Origin of the sequence: Arthrobacter castelli DSM 16402 (assembly GCF_000430705.1) — a bacterium.
GTDB classification, from domain to species: Bacteria; Actinomycetota; Actinomycetes; order Actinomycetales; family Micrococcaceae; genus Arthrobacter_C; species Arthrobacter_C castelli.
The window spans coordinates 137533-156549 of the sequence record NZ_AUMN01000009.1 but is presented as its reverse complement, the minus strand read 5'-3'; the positions used below and the strand labels follow the sequence as shown (position 1 = coordinate 156549).

The window sequence follows — 19017 nt, the reverse complement described above, 5'->3', positions numbered from 1 at the left end:
GGTAAACAGCTGGAAATGAGTGTTCAGCGTATACATAACTCTTGTGTCCTCTCCGTTCGTGTGATTAGGATTACGTCATCTGTAACCTGCGACAGGGAGTGTTCGAATGAACCGGCCGACGTACCAGGAATGCTACGACCACTCGCGGAGGGACTCCGCCGGATTCTGGCTCCAATCCGCCGAAGCCATCGATTGGAAGGTGCAGCCGCACACCGGCGTCGACACCAGCGCCCCACCCAAGGCGCGCTGGTTTCCCGACGGAGTGCTTAATACCAGCTACAACGCGCTGGACCGCCACGTGCTGGCGGGCCTCGGCGATACGGCGGCGCTGATCTACGACTCGGCCATGCTGGACACCCGGCACAGCTATACCTACCGGCAACTGCTGGCAGAGGTGGAACAATTCGCAGGGGCGCTGCGGCAGGCCGGCGTCGGTAAGGGCGACCGGGTGGTGATCTACATGCCGATGATCCCCGAAGCCCTGATCGCCATGCTGGCCACCGCCCGCCTCGGCGCAGTGCATTCGGTGGTCTTTGGCGGATTTGCCGCCAACGAGCTGGCCGTGCGGATCACCGACGCCGAACCGACGGCCGTGGTGACAGCCTCCGGCGGGCTGGAAGTCACCCGGAAGGTGGAGTACCTGCCCACAGTCGCCGAGGCGTTGTCGGCCAGTACGCACGACGTCGGCACGGTGATCGTCAAGCAGCGGGAGGGTTTCGACACCTCCCTTGAGAGCTGCCGCGCCGACGCGCCGACCGGCCGGTCGTGGTTGGACTGGGAGGAAGCCGCGGCTGCCGCTGAGCCGGCGCAGGCCGTTCCGGTTGCGGCGACAGATCCGCTGTACATCCTGTATACCTCCGGCACCACCGGCACGCCGAAAGGCGTGGTCCGGGATAACGGTGGCCATGCCGTGGCCCTGGCGTGGTCGATGGCCAACATCTACGGCATCGGCGCCGGCGACGTGATGTGGACGGCGTCCGACGTCGGCTGGGTCGTGGGACATTCCTACATCGTCTACGGTCCGCTGCTGGCCGGTGCCGCCACTGTCCTCTATGAGGGCAAGCCGGTGGGGACTCCGGACGCCGGTGCTTTTTGGCGGGTGATCGCCGACCATAAGGTGGACGTGTTGTTCACCGCGCCTACGGCGCTTCGGGCGATCCGCAAGGCCGACCCGGAAGCGGCTGAATTGGCCAACTACGACACCTCGAGCCTGCGTGCCTTGTTTGCCGCAGGGGAGCGGCTGGACCCGGAGACTTTCGATTGGATTTCGGGCAAGCTGCCGGTCCCGGTGATCGACCACTGGTGGCAGACAGAGACCGGCTGGGCGGTCTGCGCCAATCCAATCGGTCTTGAACAATTGCCGGTTAAGGCGGGCTCGCCAACCGTGCCGATGCCCGGTTACGCCATCGATATCCTGGACGCGGCGGGCCAGCCGGCCGGTCCCGGCGTCGAAGGCAACATCGTGCTGGGGTATCCGCTGCCGCCGGGAACACTGCAGACACTGTGGCACGACGACGAGCGCTACGTTTCCTCCTACTGGTCTGCCTTCGAGGGGTACTACGCCACGGGCGACTCGGGGTACCGGGACGAGGACGGATACGTGTTCGTTATGGGCCGCACCGATGACGTCATCAACGTGGCCGGGCACCGGCTCTCCACCGGATCCATCGAGCAGGTTATCGGCCGGCACCCGGCGGTCGCCGAATGCGCGGTGATCGGAGTGGCCGACCAGCTCAAGGGACAGCGGCCCATCGCCTACGTGGTGCTCAAATCCGGCAGCGGCATCGAGGCCGAACAGCTGCGCGGCGAATTGGTGGCGTTGGTCCGCGAGCAGATCGGGCCGGTGGCGGACTTCAAGACCGCCGCAGTGGTCGACGGGCTGCCCAAGACCCGGTCCGGCAAGATCCTGCGGAAAACCATGCGCCAGATGGCCGACGGCGACGAGTATGCAGTGCCCTCCACCATTGAGGATCCTGCGGTGCTGGAGGCGCTCGGTCCGGTTCTCCGGCCGGTGGGTGGACGCTAGTTGCACCTGGCACGGGTGGGACGGGCGTAAACCGGTCGTTGTGTCCCGGCCGGGTTGATGCGCCGTAAACTTGTTGCATGAGTAGAAGGACATGGCGCGGATGAGCCAGAGGCGTGGAGTTGCCCCGGTCGATTCCGGCGCTTCCGGTATGTCCGGCGCTTCCATTGAGGGCGTTGGGAACGCTTCGACCACGTCGGTCAAGCTGCTGCCGGCGGTGCTGCTGGCCGCCTCGGCGGTTGCGCTCTTCGCCGGTCAGCTCGACCTGCCCGGTTATGCCCTGCTGCTGGCAGCAGTCGTCACCGCGTTCTTTATCGACAAGTCCCTTTTCCGCGACTTGCTGCTGATCGCCGGCGGCATGACCATCATCAGCGCCGTGCCGATCACCACCGACATCGGCTTCGCCCATATGCTGCAGATGGGCACCGCCATGGTGCTCGCCGTCGGGTTGCCGTACCTGGTGTCCCGGTTTGGATTCGGCGAGCACGCGGTCCGTTTTCCGGTGCTGACCGGGCAGAAGTGGACCCGGCTGGAGTGGTGGTACCTGGCCGCCGTCGTCGTCATCGGCTATTTCCTGCTGCCCGTCTACATGATCAACACCGGCGTCTACCAGAACTGGCCGGACGTCTCCGATCCGGGTGGCATCGCCCGGCTGTTCCTGGGCACGAACGCGCTGGGAATCTGGGACGAATTGTTCTTTATCTGCACGTGTTTCGCGCTGTTCCGCCGGCACTTCCCCGACTGGCAGTCCAATGTGTTCCAGGCCGTGCTGTTCACGTCGTTCCTGTATGAGCTGGGCTTCCAGAGCTGGGGTCCGCTGATCATCTTCCCGTTTGCGTTGGTCCAGGCCTGGATTTTCAAGCTGACGAAGTCGCTGTCCTATATCGTCAGCGTGCATTTGCTGTTTGACTTCGTGCTGTTCCTGGTGCTTGTCCATGCCCATAATCGTGCCTGGCTGGATATTTTCCTCTACTAGCGACGCCGCGTTTCGTATACTTCCCTTATGGCGACTGAATTGCCCGAACTGCTGATGGCTGATGCCGACCAATGGCGCAACTGGCTTGAAAAGCACCACGCTTCATCCACCGGCGTGCGGCTGGTGCTGCACAAGAAGGGCGGTGCCGTCACGGAGCTGACCTACGCCGGCGCCTTGGACGAGGCGTTGTGTTTCGGCTGGATCGACGGGCAGGCGGGCAAGCGTGACGACGGCAGTTACCTGGTCCGGTTCACGCCCCGGACGCGGCGCGGCATCTGGTCGATGAGGAACGTCGAATACATCGGCCGGTTGGAGACTGAAGGCAGGATGCACGACGCCGGATGGGCCGCCGTTGAAAGTGCCAAGGCAGACGGACGCTGGGAGCGGGCCTACGCGGGGCCGGCATCGGCGGAAGTTCCCGATGACCTGGCAGCGGCGGTGGCGGCGGTGCCGGCGGCGCAGGCGATGTTCGATGTGCTGACGTCGACCAACCGCTTCGCCTTGATCCACCGGCTGAACACGGTCAAGACGGAGAAGACACGGGCGCGGAAAATCGACACCTTCGTGGACATGCTGGCCCGCGGCGAGGCGCCCTATCTGCAGCGGCGGCGCCCGGAAGCGGTTGACGGCCGGTAGGTGAAGCGGCCGGTAGGTGAAGGGGCTCAGCTCCGGGATCGCTTGATGGCAGCTGGCGTCATGACGGGATGGGGCCGGCAGCACGGGTACTGGGGTGGACGGCGAACATCCTGGAGCAGTCGGCGGATCCGAAGATCATCCGCCCGTCGGCCCGGTATGTTGGCCCGGAGGCGCCGCAGCCGATGCCGTGATCGAGCGGGCGGCTGCGGCGCGCGGGGCGGATTGGCGTGGTTACCGCTTCAGCCAGACCGTCGTCTCTGCCGGCAGCGTGCCGTCGCCGAGCGGGCTGCTGGCTGCCAGCACTTCGCCTTCCGGCAATGGGCGGGACCGGGTACTGAAATTGGTCACTGACTCCCATCCGTTGGGCCGACGATAATGCAGCACGTCGGTCGACCCGGCGTCGATCCATTCGAGTTCCTCGTCCGTCTGCAGGGTGCCGCGCAGTGCCAGGGCCTGGCGGTAGAAGGCCAGGGTCGACGTCGGATCAGCGTCCTCGCGCTCAACGGAGTAGTCACCGAACCAGGCGGGCTGGGGCAGGTGCGATGTGGTATCGCTGAATCCGAATGACGGGCCGGCGGAGGTCCATGGCAGCGGCACCCGGCAGCCGTCCCGGCCGATGTCCTTGCCCGGATTGCGGAAGAAGGAGGGGTCCTGCCGCTCCGCCTCTGGAATATCGGCGACCTCGTTCAGCCCCAGTTCCTCGCCCTGGTACAGGTAGGCCGAGCCGGGCAGGGCGAGCATGAGCAGCGTTGCCGCACGGGCGCGTCGCAGTCCTGTTTCGGCATCCAGCTGCGGCACCGTTCCCCCGGACAGCAGCCAATCGGTGCCCTGCTTGGTGCCCGCCCCGCCCCGCGGCGGCAGGCCATAGCGGGTGGCATGCCGGACGACGTCGTGGTTCGAGAATACCCAGGTGGTGGAAGAACCTGCCTCTTTGGCCTGGCCCAGATTGGAGGAAATGATCTCCCGGAACTGGTCCGCCTCGAAGTCGGCCTCGAGCAGATCGAAGTTGAAGGCCTGCCCGAGTCCTTCGGCGCTGGCGTAGCGATGGCGTCGCTGCGGGGTGGGGACCCACGCTTCGGCGACGGCGGTCCTGGGGGGATCGTATTCGTTGAAGACTTCCCGCCACTGGGCATAAATCTCGTGCACCTCATCGCGGTCCCACAGCGGATGGGTGCCGTCAGCATTCTCCATCGCGTCCAGCTCGGCCTGCGACGGCAGCACTTCAGGCAGCTCCTTGGCGCAGCCGTGGGCGACGTCGACCCGGAAGCCATCGACACCTCTATCGGACCAGAAGCGCAGCGTCTTGAGGAAGTCCGAGCGCACCTCCTGGTTCTTCCAGTTCAGGTCGGGCTGCTCGGTGGCGAAGTGGTGCATGTACCACTGCCCGTCGCCGACGGGCTCCCAGGCCGGCCCGCCGAAGATGGACTGCCAGTCGGCCGGTGGCTGTTCGCCGTTGTCGCCCAGTCCGTCGCGGAAGATGTACCGGTCGCGTTCCGCCGACCCCTTCGGCGCTGCCAGCGCGGCCTTGAACCACTCGTGCCGGTCGGAGGTGTGGTTGGGCACGATGTCGACGATCAGCTTGATCCCCGCCTCATGCAGTGCTGTGACCATCGCATCGAAGTCCTGCAGAGTGCCCAGTTTCGGATCGACGTCGCGGTAGTCGTCGACGTCGTACCCGCCGTCGGCCAGGGCGGAAGGGTAGAACGGGCTGAGCCACACCGCGTCGATGCCAAGCCGGCGAAGATAAGGAACCTTGGCGGTGATGCCGGGCAGGTCACCGATGCCGTCGCCGTTCGAATCGGCGAAGCTGCGCGGGTAGATCTGGTAAACGGCCGCTTGCCGCCACCACGTGGCGTCCGCGCCGCCGGGATTTGCGCTGTCCACGGCGGGCCAGCGGGCGTCGAGGATATCGGTCATTGGATGAAGCACCTTTCTGGTTGGGATTTGCTTACTTGATCGCGCCCTGCGTCACGCCGGACATCACCCAGCGCTGCGTAAACAGATAGACGATGATGGCGGGCGCCATGGCCATCAGGTAGGACGCGAAGGCGACGTTGTAGCTGTTGCTGAACTGGGTCTGGAAAATGTTCTGCAGCACGGGCAGGGTCTGCAGCGAAGGATCCGAGGTGATCAGCGACGGCATCATGAAGTCGTTCCACGAGATGAGGAAGGCGAAGATTCCCACGGTGGCGCTCATGGGGGCCAGCAGCGGGAAGATCAGCTTCCAGAACGTCTGCCACGTGCTGGCTCCATCCAGTTTCGCACTCTCTTCCAGCTCGTCTGGAATCGAGCGGAGGAACGCTGTGTACAGCAGGATGCTGAACGACAGTTGGAACATGATGTGCAGCAGCGCGACGCCGGCGGGATTATCCAGTCCAACGATGCCGGTCAATTTGATCTGCGGCAGCGCCACTACCGGGAACGGGAGGAACATGGTCGCCAGCAGGTAGAAGAATGACCACCGGAAGAGCCTGCGGTCCCAGTTGCGCACAATGGCGTACGAAGCCAGCGACGCCAGCACGATGGTGCCGGCCACCGTGGCCACCGTGACGAGCACCGAGATGGTGAAGGCCCTCGGGAAGTCCGTCATCGCCCACGCCTGGGCGAAGCTGGAGAAATTGATGGGCCACGGCAGGCTGAAAGCGTTTCCGCTGACGGCTTGCTCCGTCGTCTTCAATGACATCGACACGGTGACATACAGCGGCACCAGTACGGTCAGCGAAGCAACGATCAGCACAATCGTGATGGGCCAGTTCGCGCGGTCCCGGCGGTTCTTGCCGCCGTGCTTGGGCGTGGACTGGTCACGTGGGGTGGCTGGGGTTGTCGTGTTGCTCATCAGAGGGCTGCCTTTCCACGGGTGACGCGCAGTTGGAGCAGGGCGAGCGCGACGGCGATGATAAAGAAGATCGTTGCATTGGCCATTTGGTAGGCGTAGTCGCCGCCTTCGAAGCCGGAGAAAATTGTCATCGCGATGCTGCGGGTGGCGGTGCCAGGTCCGCCATTGGTGAGGCCGACAATAATGTCATAGGCGTTGAGGAAGTTCTTGAAGCTGACGATCGTATTTATCACCACGTACCCCGCAACCAGGGGCAGGGTGATCGTCCACAGCTGCTTCCAGCCGGAAGCACCGTCAATGGAACTCGCCTCATACACCTCGGCCGGGATGGCCAGCAGGCCGGCAATGTAGATCAGCATTGACATGGGCATGGCCTGCCAGGCTGTGACGAACACAATCGACAGCCAGGCCAGATTGGGGTTGGCCAGGATGCTGGTCGCCAGCGGTTCGAATCCGATCGCCTGGCCGAACGCGGGCAGCGAATTGGAAAAGAGATACTGGAAGACGTAGGCGATGATGATTCCGGACACGACCATGGGAATCACGAAGACCGCACGCAGCGCCACCTTCATCCGGATCCTCGATGTCAGTCCGACCGCGAGCAGGAAAGAGATCACGTTGACCACGATGACGGTGACCAGCGAGAAGCCGAGCGTGAAGCCGTAGGAAGCCAGGATCGCCGGGTCGGAGAAGGCAGCTATGTAATTGGTAAACCCGATAACGTCGAACTCGCCGAAACCGATGGAATCAGTGAAGCTGTATAGAAAACCCATCACGGCGGGCAAGGTGATCGCCAAGGTGAAGACCACCAAAGTCGGGACCAGGAAGAGATAGTACATCGGGTCGATGCGATGCTTCTTCGTATTTGGGATCCTCCGGACGCGGCGTTCCTTTCCGGGTTTACCCGCAGTTGTGCCTGTTGCATGGGACTGGCCGCCGTCGACCGGGTCGCTGGCTCCGGGCTGGATGCTGGTTGTCGATGACATGTGCTGTTCCTTCGTCTCTGCGGGACCTACTGCCGGAACGCGAGCCGCGCCCAGTCCTGATCGAGCCTGCGCAAGGTGCCCTCAATGCTGGCGCCGTTGGCAATTGCCTGAATGTAGTTCTCTGCCGGGATGGTGCGCGGAATGAACTGTGAGGCGCCCATATAGAAGCGCCCCTTGTCGTAATAGTCCTGCATCTGCGCGATGCGCGGGTCGGTGGCGGGTGGCGCGTCCTTTGTGGTGCCGAACGCGAGGAATTCCTTGTTGTAGGCGTTCTGGATCTTCGGCTGCATCAGGAAGGACAAGAACTTCCGTGCCTCTTCCTTGACCGTGGACATTTCGGGAATCCAGAGCGAGAGGTCGATATTGACCCGGACTTTGCGGTCGGCAGGATCATCGGTCATGGGCAGCGGGAAGGTCCCAAGGTCGACGTCGGTGCCCGCCTTGGCAATCTCGCCGAAGGCCCAGGGGCCCTGCATATACATGGCGGCCTTGCCATGTGCCATAGCGGTGTTTCCCTCGCCGTAACCGCGTGCCGGGGCGTCCTTATTTGAATATCCGGCCAGCTTCATCATGCGGGTGACCGGCTGCAGCAACGTCTTCTGGAACGAGACGTCGGATTGGGGCCCGACTTCGGTGCCCAGTTCGTCCATCCGGTCGTAGAAGGCCGCCACGTCCACCATGCCGCCGACGGTGTAGTCGAACAGGCCTTGGGCTACGGTCCAGGGATCGCGGAAGGTGCTGTAGATCGGGGTGACGCCGGCAGCGGTGAGTTTCTCGCACACTTCGATCATGTCCTCCCAGGTGGCCGGGACCGACAGATTGTGCTCGGCAAAGATCCGCTTGTTATAAATCACCGAGGCCGCTGCTACGGAGTATGGCAGCACACTGGTGCGTCCGGGGTAGATCGCATACTGGTTGACCAACTGCTGCACATTCGGACGCATGCGGCTGGTCGCGGGCATGTCGCTGAGGTCGGACAATGCACCACGTTCCATGAAGCGTGCCATCTCGAGGTTGTAGTTGAGACATCCGAGGTCGGGTGGATTCCTGCGTACGAAGCTGGCCGAGAGGCTCGATGATGCGTCATGGATAACGCGGATGCGTTCCTGCGATGAGGTGAAATTCTTGGCCAGACCGGTGAAGTAGGGGATCGCCTCAGGTTTCGTTTCGTAGAACGTCACTTCCGTGCGGGCAGAGCCGGCAGACGTGCCGCAGCCGGACAGTGCGGCGAGCGCACCGGCCGCGCCCATGCCGGCCAGGAACCGGCGCCGGGACGGCGGGCTGCTCGGGTTCAGGTTCGTCGTTGTCACAATGGGGCCTCCCCGGAGTGCGTTGCCGGACGAATGGGCCGACATTGAATGATTCGATGACTAAATCTAATTGCAAAATAAACTAGCTGACAGACATACTGGAACGTGGAGAGCGAGGTGTCAAGACCCATGGTGAATCAGTCCACGACTCGGGCCATGCCGGTGCCGTACTCGCAGCGGCGCTCGAACGCGGCTGCCATTCTGCAATTGGCATGGGACGTTCCAGCCTTCACGGCCTCGGATGGGATGCGCGAAACCGGGCTCACCAGATCCACTGTGATCGCTTTATGCGATGATCTCGTGGAGAGCGGATGGTTGGCGGAGTTGGCCGATGCGCGCGCGGCGGGGGAGTACCGGAAGGGGCGCCCGGCACGGCGGTATGCGCTGCGCGCCGATGCCGGCGTGGTGATTGGCGTGGATGCTGGGCCCCACCGGATCACGGCAACAGTGGCCGACTTGTTCGGAGCGGAATTGGGCCATGCCGTCGAGCATGTGTCCCGGGATAAGGCTGAATCCGCCGATCGCATGGCCTTGACCGATGGCGTGGTGGATGCTGCGCTGACGGGCGCAGGCATCGAAGCCTCACGGGTGCTGTGCATTACGCTCGGCGTCCCGGCTCCAACCGACCTGAACGGCACCTCTCCGGCGGCCGAAAATGCCTTCTGGCGTGTAATGAACCCGGGTTTTGCCCAACACTTCGTCGCCCGGGGATGGGCCGCTGTAGTGGAAAATGATGCCAACCTTGCCGCCGTGGCGGAAGGCCGCCTGGGAGCCGGGGCTGGGGTGCCGTCCTACATTGCGCTACTCTCCGGTGAACGGTTTGGCGCGGGGTACGTGGTCAACGGGCAATTGATCCGCGGCACGCGGGGCGGCGCCGGGGAAATGCGGCTGCTGAACCTGGTGGAGAACGTGGGCTCTGCCGACGGGATTGGCGCGTTGCTGCGTGACTGGGTGCGGACTGCGAAGCGCTCAGGAAATATTCCTGCGGGAAGCGTATTGCACAAATGCCCATTGACGAACCTGGACGCGCCCGAGGTGTTTCAAGCCGCCGACGGCGGGGATGTCTATGCCGTGCAGCTGATCGACTGGATGGCGGAACGCCTCGCGAGGATCTGCGCAATTCTTGCCGGATTGCTCGACGTCGACAGGATTGTCATCGCCGGAGCCGTCGCCGAAGCCATTGATCTGCTGTTGGAACGTACTCTTGCCCGGCTGGCCGAGCTGACCCACCCACCTGCACCGGACGTGGTTGCCTCGAAGCTCGGAAGCGACGTCGTCAGTGCCGGGGCAGTCACCAAGGCGTTGGCCTACACGCGGGACAACGCTCTCGACTTGGTGCTCGAAGACGCTGTCGGCTAATCGCACTTAGGCAGCGTCTTGGAGCGCCTCGTCGACGAGTCGCGCCGGCGCCCACGCCCCGTCCTCCGAGTTGCTCAGGATGGCGGTTGTAATCCCCGTCGCCGGATAGTGGCGCAACAGCGCACTGGCGCCGGCATTGACGCCGTCTTTGTAGAACGACCGGACGCGGCCGCCGTCGTCGAGCTCAAACTCGAGGCCGAACCCATAGTGGATGCTGCCGCCGTCGTCCTGATGATGATGCGTGACCTGCGGCGTAAAGAACGCTTGGGTCAGGGCCGGCGAAAGCAGTTCGCCGGCGCGCAGTTCGTCCAGAAACCGGATCAGGTCCGCCGCCGTGCAGTGCGCACCGCCGTCAGGTGAGCCGATGGGAGGGTAGCTGTAGATGTTCTGCCGCCAGCCGGTGATGGCGCCGTCGTCATCGTGGACCGGGTCCCAGCCTTCGGCCACGTCGGGGACGGCGTCGCGCATGTGGAAGAAGCCCGACGACGTCATCCCGGCTGGCTCGAACAGCCGGCTTTGGACGTGCTCCCGGTATCCGGCGCCGGTGACTTTCTCCAATGCGAGTCCGGCGAGGACATAGCCGCAATTGCAGTAGCGGCAGCCGGCTCCCGGCTCGAAGTTTGGCGGCTTATGGGCGAACTGCGGCAGGAAATCCGCAGTATGCATGACCGAGTAGTTCGGCTTGTCCTCCCAGAGCGCCTCATACGATTCGCCGGCCTCCTCGTCGGCGTCGTCTGCTATTCCGGAGGTGTGGGTTAGAAGCTGCCGTATGGTGATGCTGCCGCTGATCGTGGTGCCATCCAAATCCAGCACGGTGGACAGCTCTTGGTCCAGCCCCAGCGATCCGGCGTCGACGAGCTGCAGCACGGCCACCGAGGTGAACAGCTTGGTCACTGACGCCAGGTCGAACCGGGTGTCCACGGTAACCGGGACATTCCAGCGGCGCGAGGCGGTTCCGTAGCTGCGCTCGAACAGGCTCTGCCCGGTCTGCCAGATGCTTACGACGCCGGAGAAGGAATGGGCTTCCTCTTCGGCGGTGAGTTCGGCCCCAAGCTGGAGCAGGTTGCCGCGCAGGTTCATGACTTCACCATAGCTTCTGCCCGCAGCAGATCCTGTTCACCAACTGCCGCCGGTTCCGTAGGCTGAAGGCAACCCGGAGGGAGTTCGACGATGACCGATTCGAAAGTGGTGCCGTTGCGGGCGTCAAGGCAGTGGCCGGAGCCGGTGCTGCTCAGGCATGCTGTCGGCTCAGTGCTGCGGCGCGAACGCAAGCGTCAACGGCGCACGCTTGACGACGTCGCCGTCCGCGCCGGGGTCTCGGTGCAATACCTGTCCGAAATCGAACGCGGGCGCAAGGAACCGTCGTCGGAAGTCATCGCCGCCGTCTGCGGCGCACTCGGCGGGCAGCTGGTCGACCTGGTGGGGGCTGTGCAGCTTGAGCTGAGCAGTGGTGGAACGAGGAGTGTTGGAGCTCCGATGTCCAGTGTTCCCGAGCCCGGAGCTCCCATGTCCGGTGTTCCCGAGTCCGGGCAGCCACAACTGTTGGCCGTATAACCGGCTTGCCATGTGCGCGCTCGGCGTGCTGCTACTGGTGAAGGGGAACTTCCGGATCGCCCGTGAGGAACCGACGACGATGCACGCCGACATCGCCGAAGGCCTGCGGTTCCTGGTCAGACACCGGATCCTTCGGACCATGGCCGTGTTGACCGGTGGATTCAACTTTGCCTCCAACGCCGCTTTCGCGGTGATGGTGCTCTTCGCCGTCGGCCCCACCTCTGCGATGGGACTGTCGGAGGCCGGATTTGGCCTGCTGCTCACGGCAACCGCGGCGGGCAGCCTGGTGGGGTCGTTCATCGCCGAACGCATCGAGGAATACCTGGGGCGCGCGCGTTCGTTGGTGGTCGCCATTGTGGCCGGAGCATTGCTGATTGGCGCACCGGCGCTGACCAGCAACCCGTATTGGATTGGCGCTGCCTTCTTCGTCGGCGGAATGTCGATCGTGCTCGCGAACGTCATCATGGTGTCGCTGCGACAGCGCATCACACCGGACCGGCTGCTGGGACGCGTCAACAGTGGCTACCGGCTGGTGGCGTGGGGGACGATGCCGCTCGGTGCGGCCGCCGGTGGCCTGCTGGCGGAGCTGTTCGGGCTGCAGATCATGTACGCGATCATGGGACTGCTGGCGCTGGGCCTGCTCGGCCTGATGCCGATCCTGACCGACAAGGCGCTGGACGACGCCGAACGGGGAACTTAAGCACCGGCCCGCACCGCTCAGCACCGGCCGGCACCGGCCAGCACCGACCGAAGCACCGCCGTCGTTCCGCCGAGGAGTAAAGGGGACGCCTTCAGGTACAAAGTGCGGCGAATTCGCGGCTTCGTACTCCCCGGACGAACACCGATCATTCACTAAGACCGGGCTTCCTGGTCCGTCAACTGGTCTACTTCCACGCGGGCGGACGAAAATCCGTACAGCAGCAGCGCCAGCCCGGCGACCAGCATGATGCCCGACGCGGCCCATAACGCAGCACCAACACCGGCGGTGGTGGCAATGACGCCCCCGACGGGTGCGCCGACCACGATCATGCCCCGGTTGGCCGAACGCATGGTGGCGCTTACCCGGGCGATCAGCCGGTCGGGGGTCACTGCTTGTTGGTACCCCATTTCCAGCGGGCTTTCGGCACCCATCGCAAAGCCGAAGAGGAACTGGCCGCCGGCCGCCAGGACAAATGCGCCCCACAGCGCGACCGGCCACTCTCCGGGGGAACCGTATGCCCTCCCGGTGGCCGGTCCATCGGCTGCTGCGGCCGCTACCGCCGGAGACAGAGCGATCAGCGCCACGGCCACGGGCTGGACCAGATCTGAAACGACGACGGCGCGGCCTGTGCCCCAGCGTTCTCCGGTCCAGTTGGAAATGAGGGTGCCGAGGACGGCGCCGACCCCGGCGCATCCCATCGTCAGGCCAAGCCCGAGCGCTCCGAGCCGGAGTTCATTCAAGATCAGCGCGGGAAACACGGCTCCCATCATGGCCGAGCCGATAAACCAGATGTGGCTCTTCCAGGCCAGCGGTCCCAGCCGCGGGTGCCCGTAGATCCAGCGCAGGCCCTCGGCGATCTTGCTGCCCGTCGACCCAGTGTGGTCCAGCGGTGGCTTATCCGGCGCAGATCGCTTTAACGAGATCAGGACCGCACCGGAAAAGAAGTAGGAGAATGCATCGACCAACAACGCGAATGGGGCCGTCACCAGCGCGACCAAGGTGCCGGCCACCGCGCCTCCGGTCGTTTGTGCGACGGTCATGCTCTGTTGCAAACGCGCGTTCGCCCGGACGAGCAGGGGCCTGGGTACTAAATCCGTCAGAAAGGAGCGATACGCCGCGTCGCTCATCAGCGCCAGCGTTCCAAAACCGAACATCAACGCCATCACGGCGGGCACGGTGAGAACGCCTAAAGCACCGAACAGGGCCAGCGACGCCAGCAGGACGCCGCAGCCCAGGTCAGCGGCAATGAGCACGGCCCGACGTCGAAACCGGTCCACCCAGATGCCCGCGAGCAGGCCGAACACCAGGTACGGCGTCCAGCGGGCGGCGTTGACCAGGCCCTGATCGAATGCTGTGCCGTCCATGGCGACGAGGATGAGTACGGAGAGCGCCACGGTGGTGATGTAGGTGCCGAAATCCGACACAGTGGAGGCCAGCCAGAACCGTACGAACGGTGCATTATGGCGCAGTCGCATTGTCTGTCGGGTCCGGGTCGGGCCGGCCCCTTTCCCTTCCGTGTGCTGTTCAGGGTTCACATTACAGATCTGATCCTGCAGTGAGGGTGGTGACGACCCGGCGTGCTCAGTGGCAATTTCTTCCGCTTGAGTGCGAACACAGCGTCAAATTCTTCCGCTGCCAAGGGTTCCCCTTTGTCAACAGGTGGGGAATTATGGGGCGGTGACAGCAACATGATGCATTAAGGAGATATCAATGTCTGTCGCATCCGTAGTATCACGCACGCTCGCCACCGGAGCTGCCGCGGCATTGGTCGCCGGCGGTGCGACGGCGGCCAGCGCCGGAACCGGGACGACGACGTCCCCTTCCGAAAACTCGTATCAGATCTACCGGCAAGTGCAACACAGTGGCCAGTTCGCAGCGTCGAATTCCGACGCCGGCCACACCGGGAGCCCGCGATCGACAACCGTCACGACACCTGATGGACTCTACAGTTTCCAGGTTCCGCACGCCTGGCAGGCATCCGCGGTGCCGCCGCCCACCCTGCCCGGGTCGGGATTGAGCGAATCCGCCTACAGGATCGACAACGCCCACGGGCAGGTTCGGGCACACTTCATCGGTGGCTTCTATGGAGACGGAGCCAGCGGACCACCCGTGCACCATACGGTGCTGGATACCGCAGCACTGCCGGAGCTGACGACGCCCGCCGGCAACCCGGTGCATTATGTCTTCGAGGCATATGGCGGCGGAGATCGGCTGACGTTCGCTGCCCGGATCGAGGTCGGACCTGTTCCGGACGATGGCACCTACCCGACGTCGAAGGGCCAGGTTCCCCTGGGCGAAAACGGTGTCACCATGTTTGGCAGCACATTGAACCCGGCGGGTGTTTCAACCCTGTCCGAAGCCCGGGCCTGGATGGAAACGGCCGAGTATGACAAGTTGAAGTCCATGCTCACCTCGCTCCGCTTCCATGGATAGGTGAATGTCAATGCGGACACAGAAGAGGTCCGCCGTCAGGCTGCTCGAAGCGCTGGCCGCATGCGCGATGGCGGGAAGTCTCCTGGCCGGATGCGCGGGAGCAGATACCGCGGGGGCCAAGCCAACCGATGCCTCCAGCCCGTCACCGCAGTCAACGTGGCCCAGTGGCTGCACGCTGGACGACGACGCTCGGCACCTGCGAATCACCGACGGCGGTTTCACCATCGATGTTGCGGTGCTGGGCAACCCGGGCGCAACGGCCGCGGTGGTGATGTCCAACCAATCCCTGTCGAACCTGTGTTCATGGCTGCCGCTGGCGGAACGGGTGGCCGATGCCGGATTCGCCGTCGCACTGTACAACTATGCCGGTGCACCGACTGACGACATTGAACGGGTCTCGGCCCGGATGCGCGCGGATGGCGCCCGTCATCTGGCTTTGGTCGGTGCATCGCAAGGCGCCAAGGCAACGATTATCGCCGCCGCTTCGGCGACGAAGCCTCCCGACGCCGTCGTCAGCCTGTCCGCGGAGGAGATGTTGGGCACCACACCGGTGATTCGCTCTGCCAAGCGGCTGCATGTGCCGACGCTTTACGTCACCGCCGCCGACGATCCCCTCGGAGCCACTGCCGCCACACGCGAATTCGCGGCCAAGGCACCCGCCACGATCAAACCCTTGGTGGTGTTGCCCGGCCAGGAGCACGGAGTGGATATGCTCGACGACAAGCTCATCACCCGGGTGGTGGGCTTCCTGGACACATACGGGCGCTAGGTGTGCTTGGTCGGGCGTGGATGCGTGGCGGCCGGATCGGTGCCTGCCGTATCCGTGACGGTGCTGTGGACGGGGCGCCGGGTATCGAGCAGCAGCCGCAGGGCGCCGATCCACACGAGCGCCGCCCCCACCACGTGCAGGACAACCATCAGTTCGGGCAGGTTGGTCAGGCTCTGGACGATGCCGATGACGCCCTGGGCTGCGATCACCGCCACGAACATCTTGCTCCGTTTCAGCGCCGCCGGATTGGAACCGTCGCGCAGCGAACTCCAGATCACGAGTCCTATAACCGTTGCGAGGACGGCCACGGTGCCATGGATGACCGTGATGATGCTCCAGTCCAACGGAATGCGGTGGATCTCGGCGGAGTCGCCGGCGTGCGGGCCCGTTCCGGTGACGACGGTGCCGATGATGATCAGCACAGCGGTCACGAACACCAGCAGCTGGGACATGATGACGGGGTCGCTGTCCGGCGCCGCCGTTCCGGTCGTCGAATCCACCTTGCGTGCCTTGTCCCACGTGATGGTCGCGGCCGTCAGCAACAGTGTCGCGGCGATGAAGTGGCCTGCCACCACATAGGGGCTCAGCTCCGCCCAGACAGTCATACCGCCGACGACGGCGTTGAGGACGACCACCCAGAACTGGATCCAGCCCCATTTGGTGATGTTCTTCTGTCGGTCACGCTGTAGCCGGGCGGCGACGATCGCCCATCCCACCGCGGCACAGAGGACGAAGGTCAGCAGCCGGTTGGCGAACTCGATGATCCCGTGGATGCCCATCTCATGGGTCGGGGACAGCGAATTTTCGGTGCACGCGGGCCACTCCGGACAGCCCAGTCCGGATCCGGTGACCCTGACCACGGAGCCGCCCACGACGATCAGCACGGACATGACCAGCGCCGTCGTCGTCGCCCATCGCAACGTGCGGCGGCTCAGGTCGACGCGACGGTCCATCCAGACAAATGGAGTGCTCATCGGCCGACGAGGTTGGAGGCAGCACTTCGCTGCTTGAAACGAGAGGTCATGGACCCCAGTTTACCGTTGGTGTTTAGGCGTATCGGACGGGGCCATCCGCATTTTTACGACGGACGAGTGGTGATGATTTCGTCCACCAGTCCGTACTCCACCGCCTCCCGGGGATCGAAGATCTTGTCGCGGTCGGTGTCGGCCCGCAGCCGCGCCACCGACTGGCCGGTGTGCCGGCTGAGCACTTCTTCGACCTGCGACCGCACCCGCAGCACCTCGGCGGCCTGCAGATTCAGGTCGGAGATGGTGCCTTCGCCGCCGCCGGAAGGCTGATGCAGCAGCACCCTGGCGTGGTTGAGGATAAAGCGCTTACCGGAGGTTCCGGCGGCCAGCAGGATCGCCGCGGCGGAGGCGGCCTGGCCCATGCAGATCGTCGATACGTCTGTCTTGACGAACTGCATGGTGTCGTAGATGGCCATCAACGCGGTGTGCGAGCCGCCGGGGGAGTTGATGTACAACCCGATTTCCTGGTCGGGATTCTCCGACTCCAAGTGAATCAGCTGCGCCATGATCACGTTGGCGACGTCGTCGTCGATCTCCGTTCCCACGAAAATGATGCGTTCGCGCAGCAGCCGGCTGAACACATCGAAGGTGCGCTCGCCGAGCGGGGTCTTCTCCACTACATGGGGGATGGTGTACTGGCTCATGATTAAACTCCTGCCGTTGGGTGGGTGCCCGATGGCCGCACGTTCGCGAGGGACTCCAGCACGTGGTCGACCATTCCGTAGCCCCGTGCTTCTTCGGCGGTGAACCACCGGTCACGGTCGCTGTCGGCGGCGATTGCCTCGGCCGGCTGGCCGGTGTGTTCGGCGAGCAGTTCGTGCATCAGCCGCTTGGTGTAGGTGAGGTTTTCGGCCTGGATCTCGATATCGACGGCGGTGCCGCGGATGCCGGCCGAGGGCTGGTGCATCATGATCCGGGTGTGGGGCAGCGAGTGCCGCTTGCCGGCGGTGCCTGCGCACAGCAGGAACTGGCCCATACTGGCGGCAAATCCCATGGCGAGGGTGCCGACGTCGTTGGGGATCAGCCGCATGGTGTCGTAGATGGCGAGCCCGGCCGGAACCGAACCGCCGGGGGAGTTGATGTAGAGGCTGATGTCCGCGCGGGGGTCTTCGGCGGAGAGCAGCAGCAGCTGGGAATTGATCCGGTTGGCGACGGCGTCGTCCACCTCCGTGCCGAGCACCACGATGCGCTGGTGCAGCAGGCGCAGCGACAGTTGGTCGTCGAAGGCTCCGGGGCTGGAATCGATTTGTTGTGTCATGTCTCCAGCGTTGCCGCCGACGACGCCGGGAACCACATTTCTCTGCCGTGGGCAGATCTGCCCTGGGCGGATCTGCCGGGGACGGGCAGGCCGGGCGGCGCAACAGGGATTAACACCAACAAATCCCCAAAGCGCTCATGCCCCGGCGCGTCGGTTACGACACGCCGGGCGGTGCGGGCATTGGTGTTACATCGTGCTTTGCGGCGCCCACCCCATCCGGCGGCCCAGCCATCCGAGCACCACATCACCCTGGTCGAGCTGGAATTGGCGCACCGTCGGCAGCCTGGGAGGCGGCGGACTACGGGCGGCGTCATAGAAATACCCGCACAGCCCGGCCAGCACCGCGTTGACCCTGTCATCCGGGACCCGTGCGAGCCGAGGCGTTGCCGCCAGGAGTTGTTCGACGTCGTGGCCGCCGTAGAGTTCGACGTTGATCAACAAGGTCAGCATGTCGAACCAGTCGCACCCCTTGGATGCGAACGGCCAGTCGACCAACACCACTCGTCCGTCGGGACGTATCAGCAAGTTGTCCGCCCGCAGGTCGGAGTGAACCAGCGAGTCTCCGGCAAGCGCCGGCAACCCTCGCTGCGCGAGGTCGACGAGCTCGGGGAGGTGTTCGGCAGCGAGCGGGTCCAACCCCGGCCACGGATCATCGGTGAGCCGTTGCCAGCCGCTGAACTCGCCTTTAAGGTCCTCCGCGGTCCAGGCAAGACCCGGTCCCGTCGGGACGGTCGTGTCCGCGAGTTCGTCCAGCATCTGCAGGGTCGCCATCACGTCCCCGCGCTGCCATGGGGTGTGTGGGTGGCGGCCCTCAATGTCCTCGAACACCAAGGCCACCCAGTCGCCGTCGTCGAAGCCGTCCACCAACCGCGGCACCGGGGCGTTGGCAGGAACCCGGGCCGCAACTGCAAGCTCCCTGCGGTGCAGCGACGGGCTGATGCTATTGAGCCCGGGGTGCACCGCCTTGATGAAGTACCGCCGCCCGTCCTGCAGCTGTACACGGTCTGCGGTGCCTGGGGAGAAGCCGCCGCTCTGCGAGACAGCCTGCACGACGGTGCCGTCGAGGATCCGCTCAACACCGGCTTGAACATGGTCCGGAACATCCGTCCAACTGATGCGTACCCCCGAAGCGTTGACCATGGACCGAGT

19 protein-coding genes are annotated in these 19017 nt (G+C 64.4%); 9 read left to right on the top strand and 10 right to left on the bottom strand.

Annotated features, from left to right (window positions below):
* Positions 1-106 precede the first annotated feature (106 nt).
* The 4 genes from H535_RS0111750 to H535_RS29015 all read left to right on the top strand — a co-directional run bounded on the left by H535_RS0111750 (position 107) and on the right by H535_RS29015 (position 3826).
* The gene (locus tag H535_RS0111750) at positions 107-2026 is read left to right on the top strand and encodes an acetate--CoA ligase (protein WP_026819704.1); all 1920 of its coding nucleotides are present in this window, start codon (positions 107-109) and stop codon (positions 2024-2026) included.
* A 148-nt stretch (positions 2027-2174) separates the two neighbouring features.
* A complete protein-coding gene (locus H535_RS0111745) occupies positions 2175-2999 on the top strand; it encodes a CPBP family glutamic-type intramembrane protease (protein ID WP_026819703.1) in 825 nt (274 codons plus the stop codon).
* A 27-nt stretch (positions 3000-3026) separates the two neighbouring features.
* Entirely contained in the window at positions 3027-3635 is a 609-nt protein-coding gene (locus H535_RS0111740; RefSeq protein WP_026819702.1) for a YdeI/OmpD-associated family protein, read from the top strand.
* Positions 3636-3703: 68 nt separating this feature from the next.
* The gene (locus H535_RS29015; protein ID WP_425387274.1) at positions 3704-3826 is read left to right on the top strand and encodes a hypothetical protein; all 123 of its coding nucleotides are present in this window, start codon (positions 3704-3706) and stop codon (positions 3824-3826) included.
* A gap of 40 nt (positions 3827-3866) precedes the next feature.
* Here the strand turns inward: H535_RS29015 and H535_RS0111730 are convergent, their stop codons facing one another.
* From H535_RS0111730 to H535_RS0111715, 4 genes are read right to left on the bottom strand one after another with little or no spacing between them, the layout of a single operon-like run.
* The gene (locus H535_RS0111730; protein WP_051299090.1) at positions 3867-5552 is read right to left on the bottom strand and encodes a glycoside hydrolase family 13 protein; all 1686 of its coding nucleotides are present in this window, start codon (positions 5550-5552) and stop codon (positions 3867-3869) included.
* 31 nt (positions 5553-5583) lie between these two features.
* Positions 5584-6471 carry a carbohydrate ABC transporter permease gene (locus tag H535_RS0111725; protein ID WP_026819700.1) on the bottom strand — a complete coding sequence of 296 codons (888 nt, stop codon included), beginning with the start codon at positions 6469-6471 and terminating at the stop codon, positions 5584-5586.
* A complete protein-coding gene (locus H535_RS0111720; protein ID WP_026819699.1) occupies positions 6471-7457 on the bottom strand; it encodes a carbohydrate ABC transporter permease in 987 nt (328 codons plus the stop codon). The genes H535_RS0111725 and H535_RS0111720 overlap by 1 nt, the downstream gene beginning before the upstream one ends.
* Before the next feature lie 26 nt (positions 7458-7483).
* The gene (locus tag H535_RS0111715; protein ID WP_051299105.1) at positions 7484-8707 is read right to left on the bottom strand and encodes an extracellular solute-binding protein; all 1224 of its coding nucleotides are present in this window, start codon (positions 8705-8707) and stop codon (positions 7484-7486) included.
* Between the two features lie 189 nt (positions 8708-8896).
* On the opposite strand from H535_RS0111715, the gene H535_RS0111710 reads away from it, so the two are divergent.
* Positions 8897-10126, top strand: coding sequence for an ROK family protein (locus tag H535_RS0111710; protein ID WP_051299088.1), 1230 nt, complete (start codon positions 8897-8899; stop codon positions 10124-10126).
* 6 nt (positions 10127-10132) lie between these two features.
* Here the strand turns inward: H535_RS0111710 and H535_RS0111705 are convergent, their stop codons facing one another.
* Complete coding sequence (locus H535_RS0111705) at positions 10133-11206, bottom strand: serine hydrolase domain-containing protein (RefSeq protein WP_026819696.1); 1074 nt, start codon at positions 11204-11206, stop codon at positions 10133-10135.
* Between the two features lie 90 nt (positions 11207-11296).
* Here H535_RS0111705 and H535_RS0111700 point away from each other — a divergent pair, with 90 nt between their 5' ends.
* Both H535_RS0111700 and H535_RS25015 read left to right on the top strand, forming a co-directional pair.
* Entirely contained in the window at positions 11297-11680 is a 384-nt protein-coding gene (locus H535_RS0111700; RefSeq protein ID WP_035769312.1) for a helix-turn-helix domain-containing protein, read from the top strand.
* Positions 11681-11690: 10 nt separating this feature from the next.
* A complete protein-coding gene (locus H535_RS25015; protein ID WP_035769310.1) occupies positions 11691-12380 on the top strand; it encodes an MFS transporter in 690 nt (229 codons plus the stop codon).
* A 152-nt stretch (positions 12381-12532) separates the two neighbouring features.
* Here H535_RS25015 and H535_RS0111690 read toward each other — a convergent pair whose 3' ends face one another.
* Complete coding sequence (locus tag H535_RS0111690; RefSeq protein WP_026819694.1) at positions 12533-13855, bottom strand: MFS transporter; 1323 nt, start codon at positions 13853-13855, stop codon at positions 12533-12535.
* Positions 13856-14090: 235 nt separating this feature from the next.
* Between H535_RS0111690 and H535_RS0111685 the strand changes: the two genes are divergently transcribed.
* Complete coding sequence (locus H535_RS0111685) at positions 14091-14813, top strand: hypothetical protein (protein ID WP_026819693.1); 723 nt, start codon at positions 14091-14093, stop codon at positions 14811-14813.
* 10 nt (positions 14814-14823) lie between these two features.
* Positions 14824-15582 carry an alpha/beta hydrolase gene (locus H535_RS0111680; RefSeq protein WP_155838666.1) on the top strand — a complete coding sequence of 253 codons (759 nt, stop codon included), beginning with the start codon at positions 14824-14826 and terminating at the stop codon, positions 15580-15582.
* Here H535_RS0111680 and H535_RS25010 read toward each other — a convergent pair.
* The 4 genes from H535_RS25010 to H535_RS0111660 all read right to left on the bottom strand — a co-directional run bounded on the left by H535_RS25010 (position 15579) and on the right by H535_RS0111660 (position 19008).
* Entirely contained in the window at positions 15579-16556 is a 978-nt protein-coding gene (locus H535_RS25010) for a COX15/CtaA family protein (RefSeq protein WP_081416625.1), read from the bottom strand. The genes H535_RS0111680 and H535_RS25010 overlap by 4 nt on opposite strands.
* Positions 16557-16660: 104 nt before the next feature.
* Positions 16661-17254 (bottom strand): ClpP family protease, encoded by a 594-nt coding sequence (locus H535_RS0111670; protein WP_026819691.1) that lies wholly within the window; start codon positions 17252-17254, stop codon positions 16661-16663.
* A gap of 2 nt (positions 17255-17256) precedes the next feature.
* Complete coding sequence (locus tag H535_RS0111665; RefSeq protein WP_026819690.1) at positions 17257-17868, bottom strand: ClpP family protease; 612 nt, start codon at positions 17866-17868, stop codon at positions 17257-17259.
* Positions 17869-18054: 186 nt separating this feature from the next.
* Positions 18055-19008 (bottom strand): phosphotransferase family protein, encoded by a 954-nt coding sequence (locus tag H535_RS0111660; protein WP_026819689.1) that lies wholly within the window; start codon positions 19006-19008, stop codon positions 18055-18057.
* Between the last annotated feature and the right edge of the window lie 9 nt (positions 19009-19017).

Excerpts from the sequence above, each read along its gene's own strand:
- H535_RS0111750 (WP_026819704.1), top strand. The coding sequence starts at position 107 with ATGAACCGGCCGACGTACCAGGAATGCTACGACCACTCGCGGAGGGAC.
- H535_RS0111745 (WP_026819703.1), top strand. The coding sequence starts at position 2,175 with ATGTCCGGCGCTTCCATTGAGGGCGTTGGGAACGCTTCGACCACGTCG.
- H535_RS0111740 (WP_026819702.1), top strand. The coding sequence starts at position 3,027 with ATGGCGACTGAATTGCCCGAACTGCTGATGGCTGATGCCGACCAATGG.
- H535_RS29015 (WP_425387274.1), top strand. The coding sequence starts at position 3,704 with ATGGGGCCGGCAGCACGGGTACTGGGGTGGACGGCGAACATCCTGGAG.
- H535_RS0111730 (WP_051299090.1), bottom strand. The coding sequence starts at position 5,552 with ATGACCGATATCCTCGACGCCCGCTGGCCCGCCGTGGACAGCGCAAAT.
- H535_RS0111725 (WP_026819700.1), bottom strand. The coding sequence starts at position 6,471 with ATGAGCAACACGACAACCCCAGCCACCCCACGTGACCAGTCCACGCCC.
- H535_RS0111720 (WP_026819699.1), bottom strand. The coding sequence starts at position 7,457 with ATGTCATCGACAACCAGCATCCAGCCCGGAGCCAGCGACCCGGTCGAC.
- H535_RS0111715 (WP_051299105.1), bottom strand. The coding sequence starts at position 8,707 with ATGGGCGCGGCCGGTGCGCTCGCCGCACTGTCCGGCTGCGGCACGTCT.
- H535_RS0111710 (WP_051299088.1), top strand. The coding sequence starts at position 8,897 with ATGGTGAATCAGTCCACGACTCGGGCCATGCCGGTGCCGTACTCGCAG.
- H535_RS0111705 (WP_026819696.1), bottom strand. The coding sequence starts at position 11,206 with ATGAACCTGCGCGGCAACCTGCTCCAGCTTGGGGCCGAACTCACCGCC.
- H535_RS0111700 (WP_035769312.1), top strand. The coding sequence starts at position 11,297 with ATGACCGATTCGAAAGTGGTGCCGTTGCGGGCGTCAAGGCAGTGGCCG.
- H535_RS25015 (WP_035769310.1), top strand. The coding sequence starts at position 11,691 with ATGTGCGCGCTCGGCGTGCTGCTACTGGTGAAGGGGAACTTCCGGATC.
- H535_RS0111690 (WP_026819694.1), bottom strand. The coding sequence starts at position 13,855 with ATGCGACTGCGCCATAATGCACCGTTCGTACGGTTCTGGCTGGCCTCC.
- H535_RS0111685 (WP_026819693.1), top strand. The coding sequence starts at position 14,091 with ATGTCTGTCGCATCCGTAGTATCACGCACGCTCGCCACCGGAGCTGCC.
- H535_RS0111680 (WP_155838666.1), top strand. The coding sequence starts at position 14,824 with ATGCGGACACAGAAGAGGTCCGCCGTCAGGCTGCTCGAAGCGCTGGCC.
- H535_RS25010 (WP_081416625.1), bottom strand. The coding sequence starts at position 16,556 with ATGAGCACTCCATTTGTCTGGATGGACCGTCGCGTCGACCTGAGCCGC.
- H535_RS0111670 (WP_026819691.1), bottom strand. The coding sequence starts at position 17,254 with ATGAGCCAGTACACCATCCCCCATGTAGTGGAGAAGACCCCGCTCGGC.
- H535_RS0111665 (WP_026819690.1), bottom strand. The coding sequence starts at position 17,868 with ATGACACAACAAATCGATTCCAGCCCCGGAGCCTTCGACGACCAACTG.
- H535_RS0111660 (WP_026819689.1), bottom strand. The coding sequence starts at position 19,008 with ATGGTCAACGCTTCGGGGGTACGCATCAGTTGGACGGATGTTCCGGAC.